We start from the raw sequence: 16,773 nt of genomic DNA, 5'->3' as shown, positions 1-16,773 counted from the left end.
AGAGAGGAGAGAATCGATTGAACTATGTAACCATCACCGGCGTATTGAGTTACGAGGCGCTAACACCGGAGTTGCTGTGTCAGCAGCTACAGGGCGGGGGATATCGGGTAGAGCATACTGTGCGGGCTAGTGGCAAGGCGCAGTGTCTCGATACCTTTGAGTACCACCTCTACCGCGCCGGTCTGCTGCTGTTATCGTTAGAGGGGCAGTTGTGGCTACTCGGTAGCGCCCAAGCGATAGAGCTAACCTGCGAGGGGCGGGGCGGCGCAACGGCCGCGCTCCCCCCCTCCCCGCTAAGACAGATAGTGCAACACTATACGCCACCGTTACGGGCTCTCTACCCCCGTTTTAGTGTTAACGCGGTAGTGGAGCGCTTTGCGCTGCTCGATAGGCTCGATAAGACCCACGCCCGTCTGCAGGTGGTGACCTTGAATGGCCAACTATCGCTAATTCGACCACAGGGGCTACGGGGCTACGAGGCGGCGGAGAGCTTTTTGCAGCAGCGACTGCAACAACTGCCGGGTGGTGTCACCGTTTCGAGCTATCCTGCGGCTCTAGCTGCGCTCGGCTGGGTTATCGAACCCTACCAGAGTAAACCGCCGCTAGAGTTTAGCCCCGAGTGTGGTAGCAAGGCGATGGTAAACCACCTTGCGACCGCGCTATTGAGCATCGCTCGTTGCAATGAAGAGGGGGTAATTGCCGATATCGATACCGAATTTTTGCACGACTATCGGGTTAGTTTGCGCAAAATTCGCTCCGCACTCAGCCTACTTAAAGGGGTCTATAGTGAGGCGGCCACAGCGATGGTCAAACAGGAGCTAGCCGAGGTGATGCGTCACACCAATCAGCTACGCGATCTGGATGTCTATCTGCTCGAACAGAGTGAGTATGAGCAGCAGGTCGCCGCCCCGCTGCGAGCTGGGTTAAAACCTATGTTCGATGAGTTTGCCAAACAACGGCAGCAGCAGCAGCGCAAAATTGCTCGCTACTTCACCTCCAAAATCTATCTGAAGTTGATGGCTAAGCTAGAGCGGCAGTTTGCCACTGAACAGGCTCTTGACGCCGGAGAGATGGCCGATCTCCCCGCGCACGACTACACTGCAGAGCTGATCTGGAAACGCTATAAAAAAGTGGCCAAAGTTGCCGCTGCGATTCATGCCGATACGCCAGATGAGGAGGTGCATGAGCTGCGCATTCAGTGTAAAAAGTTGCGCTACCTGATGGAGTTCGCGTTGCCCTTTTATGACCCTAAGGCGGTTAACCAGCTTATTAAAGCGCTAAAGGGGTTGCAGGATGTGCTGGGCAAATTTAACGACTACTCGGTACAGCAGCTCTCACTCGCTAACTACCTGAAACAGCTTGAGGCAAAGGGGGGGCAGCCCCGACTGCTGATCGAAACGGCGCAGGCGATCGGCGCTCTAACCGCCGTTCTTTACCAAAAGCAGTGCCAGCAGCGGCAGCAGGTCGAGTCGAGCTTTAACCATTTTAATAGTCCCGAGGTACAGCAGCAGTTTAAAGAGCTATTTAAGGAGCCGTGAACGATGGGCGAAGGCCTATCAGTCGTTGTGGCAGGAGTTGAGTCAGAGGGGGTAGAGCCATGGTCTATGTCGAGACAGAACTACCGGAGATTACGCACGATAAGGTCGTTAATCGCTGGTTAGGTGAACAGGAGAGTCGTCGTAGCGGTGAGGAGCTAAGTCAGATTCGGTTAGCCGTTGAGCTGGCCGAACGGGCGCAGGAGTCGCTCCACGCGCGAGCCGATTTTAGCCGCCACCTAGGTGAGGACTATCTGCGCCATGCGGTGACGGTGGCCAATATTCTCGACAGTTTGGGCATGGATCACGAAACGCTTGCCGCCGCAATTCTGCATGAGGTGACCGAGCATGGCGGTCTCACTCTCGAAGAGATTGAGGTGCAGTGTGGCAGAGGGATTGCGCGGCTAGTCGAGGGGGTCGAGCGGATGAACGAAATCGGCGCCTACCACCTACAGCAGCACGAACATTTAGTCGGTTATCGGGCCGAGAGCCTGCGCAAACTGCTATTAGCTATGGCTGAAGATGTGCGGGTGGTACTGATTAAGCTGGCCGACCGACTGCATGAGATGCGACTGTTAAAAAAGGGGGACGATGAGCCGCTACAGCAGAAAGTTGCCCGTGAGACGATGGAGATCTACGCCCCGTTGGCCAATCGACTCGGAATTTGGCATATCAAATGGGAGCTAGAGGATCTCGCCTTCTACTTTCTCGAACCGCATCTGTATAAACAGATTGCCCACTTTCTCGATGAGAGACGAGTGGATCGGCAGGAGTATATCGATAACATGGTAGCGCTGCTGCGCAGCGAACTCGAACGAGTTGGGATTAAGGCCGATATCAAAGGGCGGCCAAAACATATCTACAGTATCTGGAAAAAGATGCAGCGCAAAGGGATCGGGTTTCACGATCTCTATGATGTTAGAGCGGTGCGGGTACTCACCCACTCCACCGCCGACTGTTACCACGCCTTAGGTATGGTGCATGGGTTATGGCCCCACATTCCGAAAGAGTTTGACGACTATATCGCTATTCCGAAAGAGAATAACTACCGTTCGATCCATACAGCAGTGATAGGGCCAGGTGGAAAGACTGTCGAGGTGCAGATCCGCACCTACGATATGGATCAGCACGCCGAGCTAGGGGTCGCGGCCCACTGGCGCTATAAAGAGGGGGGACGGGGCGATGCCGACTTTGAACAGAAGATAGCTTGGCTACGGCAGCTACTCGACTGGAAAGAGGAGGAGGCGAATGACGATGACTTTATTGACCGCTTTAAATCGGAGGTGTTTCAGGATAGAGCCTATGTGATGACCCCCTCAGGTGAGGTGATCGATCTGCCACAGGGGGCGACCCCGCTCGATTTTGCCTACTACATCCACACCGAGGTGGGCAATCGCTGTCGCGGAGCAAAGGTCAATGGCCGTATTGTATCGCTAACTTATATGTTGCAAAGTGGCGAACAGGTAGAGATATTAACCGGACGCGAGGCGAGACCGAGTCGCGACTGGCTCAATCCACAGCTAGGCTTTCTGCGTACCTCCCGCGCTAAAACCAAGGTGCGTAGCTGGTTTAATCAGCTCGACCAAGCTCAACATCTACAGGATGGACGGCAGATTTTTGACCGAGAGCTCCACCGGCTCGGTGCGCGAGATTTAAGCCATCAGCTTGTGGTCGATGAGTTAAAGTTGGAGAGTTTTGATGAGCTGTTAATCTTACTAGGGCGGGGGAGTCTCAATACCGCACAGCTCGCCTCAGCGTTAGAACGACTGACTTGCAGCCACAGCCTGCTCAATCTCCCCCACAGAGAGAGCTCGCGCAGCGCCCACAAAGATAGCGATAGGAGTCCGGTACTGATTCAGGGGGTAGGCAACCTACTGACCCAGATGGCCAACTGCTGCCAGCCGACTCAGGGCGATGCCATCATCGGCTATATTACACTCGGACGAGGGGTGACGATCCATCGCTGTGACTGCACCAATATTCTCAACCTCCCTGAGGATAAATGCAGTCGTCTGATAGAGGTAGAGTGGAGCTGCGAGAGTGACGAGACCTTTCCGGTCGATATCGATCTAGAGGCCTATGATCGTAAGGGGCTGTTAATGGATATCTATTCACTACTGAGCGCTAATCGGGTTAATGTCATCTCCTCCCATACCCTAAGTGACAAAAGCAACCATACCGCCCTGATTCAAATTACCATTGAGGTCAAAAATATCGACCAGCTTAGCCTAGTGCTAAACCGACTCAATCAGCTACCGAATGTGTTTGATGCTCGGCGGCGGTTATAGCTGCCTAGGAGAGGATGGTGAAGAAGTCTATTAATAAAATGTATCCCCCCCTATGTCAGCTTTTGTGTCGCCGTGTTACACTGCCTCGCTCTAATAGCTGTGAAATAGTTTGAGTAAATTATAATGGCAGACAGGCGTTTACATGTTTTTCATACGGTGGCTCGTCACCTCAGTTTTACCAAGGCGGCCGAGGCGCTCCACATGACCCAACCGGCGGTGACCTTTCAGGTACGACAGTTAGAGGACTACTTTAATACCCGTCTTTTTGACCGCACCCACAACCGTATCTCACTCACCGAGGCGGGGGGACGGGTCTATGGCTATGCGGATCGCATTTTTCAGCTCTACTCAGAGATGGAGAAGTCGGTACGGGATCTAACCGGTGATATTAGCGGCGTGTTAATGCTCGGTGCTAGCACCACCATTGCCGAGTATATGCTCCCCTCACTACTAGGCGATTTTAAGGCCAAATATCCCGATGTCACCATTCGACTGCGGGTAGCGAATACCGAGGGGATCGTCTCGATGATTGAGGATAACACCATCGACTTAGGGGTCGTGGAGGCGCAGGTGACCAACAAAAATCTAGTCGTCGAGCCGTGTCGGGTTGATCAAATGGTGGTGGTCGTCCCTCCAGAGCACCCTTTAGCAAGGCTAGAGAGCGTCCCCATCGCAAAGCTGCTCGCCTACCCCTATATCTGCCGTGAGGAGGGATCGGGGACGCGCGAGGTGATGTTCGATACCCTGCTCGCCGAAGGGGCCAATCCCGATGATATTAATATCGCGATGGAGTTAGGCAGCCCCGAATCGGTCAAAGGGGCGATAGAGGCCGGTATGGGGATCTCGATTATGTCCAAAAGCACCATCGCTAAAGAGCTTCGACTCGGCACGCTAGTCGGCATCAACCTAGAAAATCCGATTGAGCGCCCCTTCTCCTTTGTGCATCAAAAGCAGAAGTTTCGACTACGGGCGATGGATAAGCTATTAGAGTTTGCCCGTGGCTACTGCCACGGTTTTGAGAGCAAAAGCGGAGTGTAGGCGGCGATGTCACTCTCTCCCTTAGATGAGTTAGCTGTACTGGCGGCTGAGTTAGATGAGCCGCGGCGGCGGCAGCTAGTCGATTTTGGCAAATTTTTGCGCCAACAGTATGGGGCGGCGGTAGCGCTGTCACTGCCGCAACCAGAGTTCGAATCCCGACCAGAACAGGAGAGCGTGATTGGCGCAATTAAACGATTATCACGGGTATTTTATATGCTTGATCGCAGCAAAATGTTACACGAAACCTCGGCGCTAGTGAGCGAACATCTACTGCAGGGGCGAGAGGCTAGCGCGGTCATTGATGATCTAGAACAGCTATTTCGACGCCACTATCAGCAGCAGGGTGGTGAGCTACCGGAGTTACCCCCATGCGCCTAATTCGCGACTGGTTTGAGCGCTACTTCTCCGATCCACAGATTATCCTATTATCCCTGCTACTACTGCTCGGCTTCGGGGTGGTGCTTCTATTGGGCGAAATGTTGACACCGGTACTGGTGGCGATCGTCTTTGCCTATCTGCTCGATGGCATTATCAAAAAGCATGAGCGCCCTGAACGCTCGCGACTGCCGCTAGTCTTGATAGTCTTTGGCATCTTTATGGCGCTGCTGGTGCTGCTCATTTTTGGCCTCTCGCCGATGCTCTGGACTCAGGTATCAGATCTATTTCGAGAGTCGCCTAACTACCTTGCTCAGGGGAAAGAGCTGTTAATGGCACTGCCAGATCACTATCCGATTATTTCGACAACGATGATTAACGAGTTGGTATCGGGGGTACAACGAGAGGTCGCTTCGATGGGACAGATGGTGTTGTCGATGTCGCTCTCCTCGATCCCGGGGATTATTACCCTCCTCATCTACCTGATTTTGGTGCCGCTGTTAGTCTTCTTCTTCCTAAAGGATAAAGGGGCGATTCTCGGCTGGTTTCGCGGTTTCTTACCCCGAGATCACAACTTAAGCGCTCGCGTATGGCGCGAGGTCGATGAGCAGATTGGCAACTATATTCGCGGTAAAATTTACGAAATTGTGATTGTCGGTGGGGCGACCTATATCGCCTTTACTATTTTAGGCGTGAAATATACCACCCTACTAGCGGTCGCTATCGGGCTATCGGTGCTGGTGCCCTATATCGGCGCGGCAGTGGTGACCATTCCGGTTGCGGTGATAGGCTATTTTCAGTGGGGTTGGAGTGGCGATTTTGCTTGGTTAATGGGGGTCTATCTGCTAATTCAGGCGCTGGATGGCAACATCTTAGTGCCGCTGCTCTTCTCTGAAGTGGTCAACCTCCATCCGGTAGCGATTATTGTCGCAATTCTGATTTTTGGCGGTTTTTGGGGCTTTTGGGGGATCTTCTTTGCCATTCCGCTCGCGACACTGGTTAATGCGGTGATTAGCTCTTGGCCGAGCCACCAGCCGGAGCCGGCAGAGTGACAGGGTGAGGCTATGAAACTATTGGCGATCGATAGTGCGACCGACGCTTGCTCGGCGGCATTATGGCTCGATGGCGAGCTGTTGCGTCGCTTTGAACTTGCCCCCCGCGAGCATACCCGCCTGCTGCTGCCGATGGTTCAATCGCTGTTACAGCAGGGGGAGGTGGAGCTATCGCAGCTCGATGGTATCTGCTGTAGTCGTGGGCCTGGCGCCTTTACCGGCGTACGAGTGGCCGTGGCGGTAGCACAAGGGCTCGCCTTTGCTCACCAGTTGCCGATCTACCCCCGCTCAACACTGGCGATAATCGCCGCCGGTCTATGGCAGCAGCAGGGGAGTGAACAGATTTTGGTGGCACTCGACGCCCGCATGGGAGAGCTCTATTGGGGCGGATTTAAACTAGCGCAGGGGCGAGTCGTAGAGGCCATCGCCGAAGAGGTTGCGCCACTAGATAGGCTACAGCTACCCCGAGAGGGGCAGTGGTGCTTAGCGGGTGTGCTCGGGGAGTATCGTACCGCCCTAACAGAGCATTTGAACGGGGTAGGATTGAGGGTCGAGTGGAGCGATTACGACTATCCTGATGCCGCAGCCCTAGCCACCATGGTGGCGCACGAACCCCATTTTGCCGTAGCGGCAACCGAACTAGAGCCGGTCTATTTGCGTCAGCAGGTGGTGCAGTGTGGCTAAAATAGCTAACGAGGGGGTACCGTTTTGGCAACGCCCCCTGCACGAGTTAACCCTGCTGGAGTGGGAGCTGCTCTGCGATCGTTGTGGTCGCTGCTGTCTGCTACAGCTAGAGGATGAAGAGAGTGGCGAGCGGGCACTGACGGCGGTCGCCTGTCGCTACTATCGTGGTGATCGGGGGGGGTGTCAAATCTATGAGACCCGTAGTGACCAGGTGCCGGAGTGTGTGACGATTCGGCCTGAGAATATCGCTCTGCTCGACTGGATGCCTCCGAGCTGCGCCTACCGTCTGCGGGCCGAGGGTAAGCCGTTGCCTTCATGGCATCCGCTCATTAGTCATCGTGATGAGTCGGTGGAAGAGGCCGGCATGAGCATCTACCATCTGGCGATTTCGGAAGAGTCTATTGAGGACATTGACGATCTAGAGGAGTATATCATCGCATGGCACAACGACTAATGGGGCTGTTTTGGCTCGGATTAGCTTTGGTATCGGTACCGGTATCGGTATCAGCCTCGGTAACGGTGACCGCCCAGATGAGTGGTGAGCGTGAAGCGATTGTGGCGGATAGAGCGCAGAGCTACTATCTACTGGTAAAATTTGCCGTGGTTGAGGCTCAGAGCCTCATAGAGCGGCCGCGGCCGCGCCTAAATCTCTCGCTAGTCCTAGATCGCTCCGGTTCGATGGCTGAGGCGGGTAAGATGGGCTATCTACAGCAGGCGGCCTCAGCGCTGGTAGCGCAGCTGCAGCCGAGCGATCTGCTCGGTATTATCGCCTATGATGACGAGATTAACCGCCTCTGGCCTTCGGCCCCAGTGGGGGAGGCGACCCGATTGATTCAGCAGCAGATTGAGAGCTTAACCCCTAGGGGGGCAACGAACCTCCACGGCGGCCTCATGGCGGGGGCGGAGCAGGTGAGCGATGCTTTGTTAGCGCAAGGGGTGAATCGGGTGCTACTGCTATCGGATGGGTTAGCGAATGCGGGCGTGACTCGACCGGCACAGATCTACGCCGATATTCGTCGCTGGCACGAACGCGGTATTGCGGTCACCACGCTAGGGCTAGGGCTCGACTATAACGAAGATCTCATGCAGACAATCGCCGAACATGGCCATGGCCGCTACTACTTTATCGAAAACCCGCAGCAGTTGACGCGGCTGTTTCAGCAGGAGCTAAGTTCATTAGCGCAGACGGTAGCTAGTGGTGTTAGCGCCTGCTTTAGAGCCACTATGGCGGTGAGCGATGTTAAGGTCTATGGCTATCCGGCTGTCGATAGTGGGGCGTGTACCCGCATTGAGCTAGAGGAGTTCTACGCCGGAGAGGAGCGATCACTGTTGCTACAGCTACAGCTATCGCCGCAGCAGGTAGGTACCGTGGCGCTAGGCGAGCTACAGTTTAGCTATCGGGATAAGCTTAGAGGGGCCGAGGTGAATCAAAACCTACCGTGGTCGGTCACGGTGGTCGAATCATCACAGCAGGCCGATGAGGCGCTACAGCACGCCACGCTTAGCGAGGCGATCTTAATTGCTGCCGAAGCGGAGCAATCGCAATTTTTGCGCCAATTTGAGCAGGGTGAGCAGGAGCAGGCGCTCAATAATCTGCGGCAGTTAGCGCAGCAGTTAGCGCAGCAGAATCGGAGTCTAAAAAGCGAGGCGCTAGCACGAAAAATTGAAGCGCTAAACATCGATAGTCAACAGATGGTCGATATTCAGACCGCTCCAGCGGCTGAGGCTAAAAGCTACATTAAGACTCAAAAGCAGCGTTTCTATCAGGCGCAGAAGGGGCGTCAGGGGGGCTATCTGCTACAGCGGGGGGCCAATGGCTTTCAGGTCGAGAGGCTGCAGCAGCGGCTTAAAGCGCTAGGCCACTATCAGGGGGAGATTGATGGCCTCTATGAGGAGGAGGTCGAGGCGGCGGTACGCCGTTATCAGAGGCAGCACACTTTAGGGGTGGATGGGGTGGCAGGTCCGAATACATTGCAACATCTAGGGCTCTATTAATGGGAACAGCTTAATTTTTATTTGAAGATAAGAGAGACGATGGTAAAAAAACTCTATATAAAAACATTTGGCTGTCAGATGAATGAGTACGACTCATCGCGGCTAGTCGATGGCCTACGCGCCGCGCACGGGATTGAGCCGGTCGCCAGTGCCGAAGAGGCCGATCTATTGCTACTTAACACCTGCTCGGTCAGGGAGAAGGCACAAGAGAAGCTGTTTACCCAGTTAGGGATGTGGCGGCCTCTGAAGCTTCGTAGCCCGACACTGGTGATCGCCGTCGGCGGCTGTGTCGCAAGTCAAGAGGGGGAGGCGATTCGTCGTCGTGCCCCCTTTGTCGATATTATCTTCGGCCCACAGACGCTGCACCGCCTACCGGAGATGGTCGCGCAGGTCTGGGCTGAACGGCGGGCGGTGGTCGATATCTCATTTCCCGAAATCGAGAAGTTTGACTATCTGCCGCAGCCCCACGCGACAGGGCCATCGGCCTATGTCTCGGTGATGGAGGGGTGCTCTAAATATTGCACCTTCTGTGTCGTCCCCTATACGAGGGGCGATGAGGTGAGTCGCCCGTTCGATGATATCATTGCCGAAGTCGCGCAGTTAGCCGAACAGGGGGTGCGCGAAGTCAACCTATTAGGGCAAAATGTAAACGCCTATCGCGGGCCGATGGCCGATGGCGGTGTGGCCGATTTGGCGCTATTAATCCACTTTGTGGCGGCGATTGAGGGTATTGACCGAATTCGCTTTACCACCTCCCACCCAGTCGAGCTGAGTGACAGCCTGATTGAGGCCTATGCTGAAGTGCCGCAGCTAGTTAGCTTTCTCCATCTACCGTTGCAGTCGGGATCAGATCGCATCTTGAGCCTCATGAAGCGCGGCCATACCGCGCTAGAGTATAAACAGAAGATTCGTCGTCTGCGTCAGGCGCGTCCGGGGCTATCGCTCTCATCGGACTTTATTGTCGGTTTTCCCGGTGAGAGCGGAGAGGATCATCGGGCGACTATGGCGCTAATTGAGGAGATCGGATTTGACCACAGTTTTAGCTTTATCTATAGCCCCCGTCCGGGAACTCCAGCGGCATCCATGATCGATGATGTACCGCTATCGGTCAAAAAAGGGCGTTTGAGCGAGTTACAGCAGCTATTAAACCGTCAGGGAGCGGCGATTAGCCGAGCGATGGTGGGGAGTGAACAGACTATTTTGGTCGAGAGACCGTCAAAAAAAGATCCGGCGCAGCTAGCAGGGCGGACTGAGAATAATCGTGTGGTCAATTTTAGTGGCTCGAGTGAGCTGATGGGTCGTTTTGTGCAGGTTAAGATTACCGAAGCGCTACCGAACTCACTACGGGCAGTGGTGATGTAAGCCGAGTTGAGGCGGGCAATCGTGTTAAGGCAAAGTGTGCGGCAGTTTAATATCGGCGAGTAGTTTGGAGCAGCTTGAGTACTCTTTAATGCGACTTGAACAGCTACCAGCCGTGGCGGCGATTGAGGCACAGGTCGCCCCTTTTGGCTGGAGTGAAGCGCTCTTTTTGGCCACCCTAAAGGAGGGTAGTTACGACTGTCGAGTGTTGTTGCTGGCAGAGGAGGTGGTAGGCTATACCATCAGTGCGCAGGTTCTGGATGAGGGGCATCTACACAATCTGGCCATTCATCCTAACTATCAGGGGCGAGGTTTAGGGCGCTGGCTGCTGCTGGAGGTGGTTAATCGGCTGACTCAATCGGGGGTGAGAGTGCTCTTTTTGGAAGTGCGGATCTCTAATATTGTGGCGATGAGCCTCTATGCTAGGATAGGATTTGAACAGATAGCGATCAGACGCGACTACTATCCGGCAGCCTACGGTCGGGAAGATGGAGTCATTATGCGGCTTAGCTTAAACGAGTAGCTAACCGGCGCGGATTTGAAAGGAGCGATAAATAGATATGGCAGTGGTTGCCACCATAAATACCAAAGGGGGGGCGGGCAAGACCACCTTTACCCTCAACTTAGGGCTATTTTTGCAGCGGGCGGGGCAGAGAATCACCTTCTTTGATCTTGATGATCAAGGCTCGTTGAGCGACTGGATTCGCCGCCGCCCAGAGTCGCTGCCCAAACTTTGCTGCCACCGGCTGCGATTCGAGCAGTTAGAGGGGGAGTTAAGAGCGGCGCGGCACCAGCAGGGATATATTCTACTCGACACCCCCGGCAGTCTGCGCCCAGAGGAGGTTCACTACCTGATACAGACGGCCGATCAGTTAGTTATTCCAGCGCTGCTCTCACCGGTCGATTCTAGCGCCTTGACCCGTTTCTGTTTTACCCTAGCGGCCACGGCGCAGCAGGCTATGATCGATAAACCGATTGCGTTAGTGGCCAATCGGGTTCGCCCCCAAGTAGGAATCCATCGTGAGCTGCTACGGCGACTAGAGCAGATTCGGTTTCCGATCATCGGCCAACTGCGCGAGACGACCAACTACCTCCTCTCTGCTTCGGAGGGGATGGGGATCGTCGAGCTGCCGGAGCAGCGGGTGCAGAGCGACTGCCATAGCTGGCAGCCGATTATCGACTGGGTGAGAACAGCGTCGCCTTGCAACTAACGCCGCTCCCCTATCGGCCAGATTCGGCGATACTGTTTGCCCCCTTTGCAACCGAGCCGTGGAGTCTATGGCTCGATAGCGGCTCCTCGCGTAGCTATGGTGATCGTTACGATATTCTGTTAGCCGCACCGCTAGCGACGCTACTGACCGATAGCCAGTGTCGCAGCTATCTACAGTTGCGCCAAGGGGCGATAGAGCCGCTGCAGGGCGACCCCTTTATGCTAGCGCAGCAGCTATTGCAGCGCTGGCAGTGGCCTAACCCGCCCGCCGAGCTCCCCTTTGGCGGCGGACTAGCCGGCTATTGGGGGTATGAGTTAAACAGCGCTTACCCTAGCGAACTGCCGCAGATGGCGCTCGGGCTCTACGGTTGGGCGGTAGTGGTCGATCACCTGCGACAGCAGTCGTGGTGGGTGGTGATGCTGCCTGAGGCGTATGCAACGGCGGAGCTACAGGCGCTGCGAGCAAGGCTCTTAGCCCCTGAGCGCTTCAGTCGAGCCTTTGACACGGCTCCCTTTACCACGGTCGGTCAACTTAGCCACTCATTAACCAACGCGGAGTATCACCACGCCTTTGGCCGCATACAGCACTACCTGCGTCAGGGCGACTGCTACCAAATTAACTTAACCCGTCGCTACTCGATTCGCTATCGCGGTGATCCGTGGCATGCCTATTGTGGAATACGCCAGCGTCAGAGTGCCCCCTTCGGAGCCTTTATGCGGCTACCGCAGGGGGAGGCGCTACTGAGCCACTCGCCGGAGCGCTTTTTGCGTGTCAGCGCCGATGGCGAGGTGGTGACGGAACCGATTAAGGGGACTCGACCTCGCCATGCGCAGGCAGAGCGGGATCAGCAGCTAGCGCGTGAGCTACAGCTAAGCTGCAAAGATAGGGCCGAAAATGTGATGATTGTCGATCTATTGCGGCACGATATTGGCCGCCATTGCGACATCGGTTCGGTGAAGGTGCCAGCGCTCTGTGCTCTACAGAGCCATCCTAATGTACACCATCTAGTTAGCACCGTCACAGGACGGCTCTCGGCGAAGAGCTCTCCGTTACAGCTATTAGCCGACGCTTTCCCTGGGGGATCGGTCACCGGCGCACCTAAAATTCGGGCGATGGAGATTATTGCCGAACTAGAGCATGGGGCGCGGAATCTCTACTGTGGTAGTCTCGGCTATGTGAGTGCGGATGGCCGCATGGAGACTAACATCGCCATTCGTAGCGCCTATACCCACCACCATCGCATCCACTTTCATGCCGGCGGCGGCATTACCATCGGCTCCGATAGTGAGCAGGAGTACGCCGAGATGGAGCAGAAGGCGCAGTTTTTTATCGACTATTTCGCCACATAAGAGAGGTTGACCATCAGCCATAACGACCTAAAGATAGGCGAAGGTTCCCCCTTAGGGGGCTCTTAAAACCAGCGACAGATCGGTCGAGGTGAATTTTATCTGCTCCTCTTGAAAGCGGCGTACGATTTCGGCATTAATCGCCGTCTCGACCCGATTGCGCTGTTTGAACTCCAACACATCGTAGTGCATGCGCAGCACAAAGCTGTAGTCGTCAAAGTGGTCGTGTTTGACCCAAATAAACCGAGCTCCGGGTTCGGCCTGAATCACCTCTTCGATAATCTCCAGCGCTTTAAACAGCCGTTGTGCCGGATTACTTACCGCTAGCCGGATATTGGTCAATAGGGTATAGCCGGGGTGGGTGGAGAGGTTGACTACCTCACTCTCTGCTAGGAGCGAGTTAGGGACAGTGACCCGATAGTTATAGCTAAAATCTTCTAGCTCGGTGTAACGGATATGGATCGCTTTTACGATATAAGTTCCCTGTTTGAAGCTGATTTTATCTCCCACGCAGAAGAGCTTGGAGAGGATAATGGTGATACCGCCTAAAATATCGCCCACCAGAGTTTTAGCGGCCATTGCTACCGCTAGACCACCAATCCCGAGGCCAGCTAAAATCGCGCCAACATTAAAACCGAGGGTAGAGAGCAGCATAATCAGACCGAGCCCCCAAACCGAGAGGGTGAGAGCGACTCGGAGTAGATTGATAATGGATAGCGCGGTGGTATCACTAATCAGCCCCTGCGCTAACTGCTGCTCGACTCGGCGCTCCATGCGGCGGGTTAGCGTGCGAATAGCGAATAGCAGCCCTAAGGTTAGGACAACAATCAGCAGTAGCTTGATGCCGATCATAACTAGAGTGTTATGGTAGAGCGTTAACCTGTCATGACGCAGTCGATGCAGCTCTCCCTGAGATTGAGGCGAGGCTGTCTCATCTGAGCTACCGACAATGAACTCAATTTGGCGTTTAAGATGGTTCATCTCCACCGCCAGTTTGGTTAGATGTTGCTGAAATTGGCCGCTCTGTTGCGCTAGTCCCTGTTGCAGGTAGGACTCAATCCATCCGCTCCAGCGTCGAGCGGCCTCTATCCGGTAGTTTAGGATCTGTAGTCGCTGCTGTAGGAGATAGAGATAGGCTTCGCGCTTAGCGGCAGGAAGTGCGGGCGGTTGTAGCGGGCGGAGACCATATTTGGCCTCAAATAGCTGTCGCAGTGACTCCGATTCTGCCGGAACCAGTGCCATTTTCCCGATAAGCAGCTCTTGTTCGTAATCGAGTTCGAGCTGTTGTAACTGCTGTTTTAGCGTAGCTAAGCTACCCTCTAGCTGTGGGCGTAGCTGTTCGGTCGTCTCGACTAGCCGCTCCACTCTCTGTTGCCGCTGCTGCAGGTTCTGCTGCTGCTGTCTAAGACGCGCTAGCTCAAGGTAGTATTGGGCCATAATAGCGTTAAGGGTGTTGAGCTGCTCTGAGCCGTGAAAAAAGGCCATAGCCCGCTCTAGCAGGCTATTCTCTTGCTCTAGCTGCCGCTTGGCGGCCTGCTGTTGGGCGCTCTGCTCCACTGCCGGTAGCTGTGCAAATTCGACTTGTGACTCTGCGGCGAGTTTGTCGATCTGCTGCATCATATCTAGTTGTTCCCCGACTTGACTGGCCAGTTGCAGATAGGGATCGGCGGCTGTCTCGCCATGTTCTGGCTCTGCGGGCTCTGTTGACTCTTTGGCGGGCGATAGTTGTCGCTGCTCTAAGTAGTAACGGTAGTGGTTGAGACGAGCTAGTGTCTGTTCGCGCTGCTTGAGTGCCTCTTCACTTTCGGTCTGTTTTAGCGCGGTGGTTATTTGAGCCGGTTCGGGGAACTCAATCGTCTCGCCCTGACTGACACGCTTTTTGAGTTCAGTGGCGATGAGTGCTCGCCTCTCCGCTAGCAGATAGCTCTGATTGAGCTGCTCTAGGTAGCTCTGCTCTAAGGCGATTAGCTGCTGTAGCTGCTCGACTTGCTGCCGCTCAAGCTGCTGCTGCTGTGACTCGAACCGACTGCGCCCGCGCAGAGAGCTTTGGCGCTGGTGTAGCTGCTGTAGCTGCTGTTCCCAAGGAGGGAGGGGGGGCTCGGTCTGAGACGGGGAGGGGGGAACATCTGTTTGCGGCTCGGTGTTAGCCTGCTGCTTGAGTTCTGGCGGCAGCTCAATATTGGCAAACTGAAACAGCTCGATGAGCTGCTCGTGGCCAGCGTTCGCGTTTGAGGTGAGTTGGGGTAGCAGGGGGTCTTGTAGCGCTAGCCACTGCTGTTGTAGCTGCTGTTGACTCTTTTGCGCCTGTTGGCGCTGTTGCTGACTCTGTTGTAGCTGCTGTTGCTGCTGTTGCCACTGCTGTTTGAGATCGTTAAATTGAGCCATGACCTCTGTCGTTGCGATCTGACTTAGCTCATCCTGCCACTGCTCTTTTTGGGCGGCGGTCTGGGTTATCATCTGCTGGTGGAGCTGGCGCTGCTGTAGTTGCTGCTGCTGTTGATCTATCGTCTGGGCTATCTGTATTAGCTGTTTTTGCTGCTGCTCGTTCCATTGTCGGTAGCGATCGAGCTCGCCCATGAGCGTTGTCAGTTCAGAGGCCGATAGTCGTTGGCTCGCCTCAGTAGCCGTTTCGCTAGACGGTTGCTGTTGCGCCATAACGGTTCGTGCTACTTCGAGTGGAAAGAGCTGTTGTAGGAGTAGGGCGGCGTCACTCTCGGCCGCTTCGATCTGCTGCTGTAGCTTCGGTAGCTGCTGCTGCCACTGGCGCTGCTGCTGTTGCTGCTGCTCGAGCTGTTGGGTTAGCGCGATCAGATCGCTATCGGCCGAGGGCTCATTCGATGTCGATGGTTGCTGTTGTGTTGGTGTCTGCCACTGCTGCTGCCAGCTCTCAAACTGCTCTATTTGCTGTGTAATGTCTTGCAGATGCTGGTTTAATGTCTTCTCGATCCAGGTCTGTTCGCGGTTTAATTCGGCCATTTTCTGCTCTAGTGCCGAGGCCGATAGCGCTTGAAAGCGCTGCTGTAGTTGCTGCTGTTGTGCCATCTGTTCTAGGCGTTGGCTAAGTAGCCGTCTATCCCGCTCTTTGTCGTTAAGGGTTAGTTGGAGAGCCTCACTCTGTTCCGTTAGGGTGGTGAGACTCTGCTGTACCTCAACTATCGCCTGCTGCATCTGTTGCAGGCGGTTCTCATAGCTCTCAACGCGCTTATTGATAACCCATTTGGAGAGCGCCTTGGGCAGATTTTCCTGTTTCAAGGTACCATCGGCCTGGCGCCGAGCCGCTTCGCGTTGGTAGTGCAGTAGGGTCTCTTTTTGGGCAATGGCGCGATTGAGTAGAGCTACAAAGCGGTTGATGGCCGCTAGATGGTCGGTAGCGAGGCTGCGCTGCTGTTCTAGGTGTTGTTGGTAGCTCCGAAGCTGCTCTAATTGCTGCTCAAGTTGGGCTTGTTGCTGTGGCTCGGTGTCGTCTTGACTCTGCTCCGCTTTACTAAACTGTTTTAGCTTGGCTTGTTGCTGTAGCCGCTCACGCTGAAACTCGAACTCCTCTATCTCTCTGGAGTGGGCGAAGTAGTGGTATTCGAGCTTGGATAGCTGCTCTTCGGCTTGCTGTAGCAGGGCCTCATTAGTTAGCAGATGGAGAGGTGTTGGCTGTGGCTCTGTCGGCTTTTCAGCTACCGCTTCGGTTTGGGCAAGGGCGTTCTGGCTGAGGAGGGTTATAACTATCAGTGATAGTAGGAGTCGATTTAATCGGGGTATGGCAATGGAGATCATGTGGCATTACCTGTGGTGGTTCAATTTAAATCTCTTGTTGCGATGGTTGGTTCAGTAGCCATCGCTGTGGTATGATAGCCCGACTACCGTTTCGGTTTGGCAGCTAGGGATACTCTATCATT

Annotated in this window: 12 protein-coding genes and 1 pseudogene; 12 read left to right on the top strand and 1 reads right to left on the bottom strand. The window is 54.7% G+C overall.

All coding sequences use genetic code 11. The annotated features are described in order from the left end of the window. The first annotated feature begins 17 nt into the window (after positions 1-17). From D5085_05750 to pabB, 12 genes and pseudogenes are all read left to right on the top strand, one after another. Positions 18-1,538, top strand: coding sequence for a CHAD domain-containing protein (locus D5085_05750; GenBank protein ID QEP42678.1), 1,521 nt, complete (start codon positions 18-20; stop codon positions 1,536-1,538). Positions 1,539-1,597: 59 nt separating this feature from the next. After that, positions 1,598-3,823, top strand: a complete 2,226-nt coding sequence (locus D5085_05745) for a GTP diphosphokinase (GenBank protein QEP42677.1) — start codon at positions 1,598-1,600, stop codon at positions 3,821-3,823. 123 nt (positions 3,824-3,946) lie between these two features. Continuing rightward, a complete protein-coding gene (locus D5085_05740; GenBank protein QEP42676.1) occupies positions 3,947-4,861 on the top strand; it encodes a LysR family transcriptional regulator in 915 nt (304 codons plus the stop codon). A 117-nt stretch (positions 4,862-4,978) separates the two neighbouring features. After that, positions 4,979-5,239, top strand: a pseudogene (locus D5085_05735) (hypothetical protein). Continuing rightward, positions 5,230-6,288 (top strand): AI-2E family transporter, encoded by a 1,059-nt coding sequence (locus D5085_05730; protein ID QEP42675.1) that lies wholly within the window; start codon positions 5,230-5,232, stop codon positions 6,286-6,288. The pseudogene D5085_05735 and the gene D5085_05730 overlap by 10 nt, the downstream one beginning before the upstream one ends. Before the next feature lie 12 nt (positions 6,289-6,300). Further along, a complete protein-coding gene (tsaB, locus tag D5085_05725; protein QEP42674.1) occupies positions 6,301-6,972 on the top strand; it encodes a tRNA (adenosine(37)-N6)-threonylcarbamoyltransferase complex dimerization subunit type 1 TsaB in 672 nt (223 codons plus the stop codon). A 1-nt stretch (position 6,973) separates the two neighbouring features. Next, complete coding sequence (locus D5085_05720) at positions 6,974-7,426, top strand: YcgN family cysteine cluster protein (protein QEP45065.1); 453 nt, start codon at positions 6,974-6,976, stop codon at positions 7,424-7,426. Beyond that, a complete protein-coding gene (locus tag D5085_05715; protein ID QEP42673.1) occupies positions 7,411-8,967 on the top strand; it encodes a VWA domain-containing protein in 1,557 nt (518 codons plus the stop codon). Before D5085_05720 ends, D5085_05715 begins: the two co-directional genes overlap by 16 nt. 39 nt (positions 8,968-9,006) lie before the next feature. Next, positions 9,007-10,329, top strand: coding sequence for a tRNA (N6-isopentenyl adenosine(37)-C2)-methylthiotransferase MiaB (gene miaB / locus D5085_05710; GenBank protein QEP42672.1), 1,323 nt, complete (start codon positions 9,007-9,009; stop codon positions 10,327-10,329). Between the two features lie 88 nt (positions 10,330-10,417). Continuing rightward, positions 10,418-10,849, top strand: a complete 432-nt coding sequence (rimI, locus tag D5085_05705; protein QEP42671.1) for a ribosomal-protein-alanine N-acetyltransferase — start codon at positions 10,418-10,420, stop codon at positions 10,847-10,849. 37 nt (positions 10,850-10,886) lie between these two features. Beyond that, a complete protein-coding gene (locus tag D5085_05700) occupies positions 10,887-11,537 on the top strand; it encodes a ParA family protein (protein ID QEP42670.1) in 651 nt (216 codons plus the stop codon). Continuing rightward, positions 11,528-12,886: an aminodeoxychorismate synthase component I gene (pabB, locus tag D5085_05695; protein ID QEP42669.1), complete on the top strand. Its 1,359-nt coding sequence runs from the start codon at positions 11,528-11,530 to the stop codon at positions 12,884-12,886. Before D5085_05700 ends, pabB begins: the two co-directional genes overlap by 10 nt. A 51-nt stretch (positions 12,887-12,937) precedes the next feature. On the opposite strand, the gene D5085_05690 is transcribed toward pabB, so the two are convergent. Continuing rightward, positions 12,938-16,651, bottom strand: a complete 3,714-nt coding sequence (locus D5085_05690; GenBank protein QEP42668.1) for a hypothetical protein — start codon at positions 16,649-16,651, stop codon at positions 12,938-12,940. Between the last annotated feature and the right edge of the window lie 122 nt (positions 16,652-16,773).

Source organism: Ectothiorhodospiraceae bacterium BW-2, assembly GCA_008375315.1.
Taxonomy (GTDB): Bacteria; Pseudomonadota; Gammaproteobacteria; order Thiohalomonadales; family Thiohalomonadaceae; genus BW-2.
The sequence above is the reverse complement of the archived record's forward strand: the minus strand, read 5'-3'. Positions and strand labels throughout refer to the sequence as shown.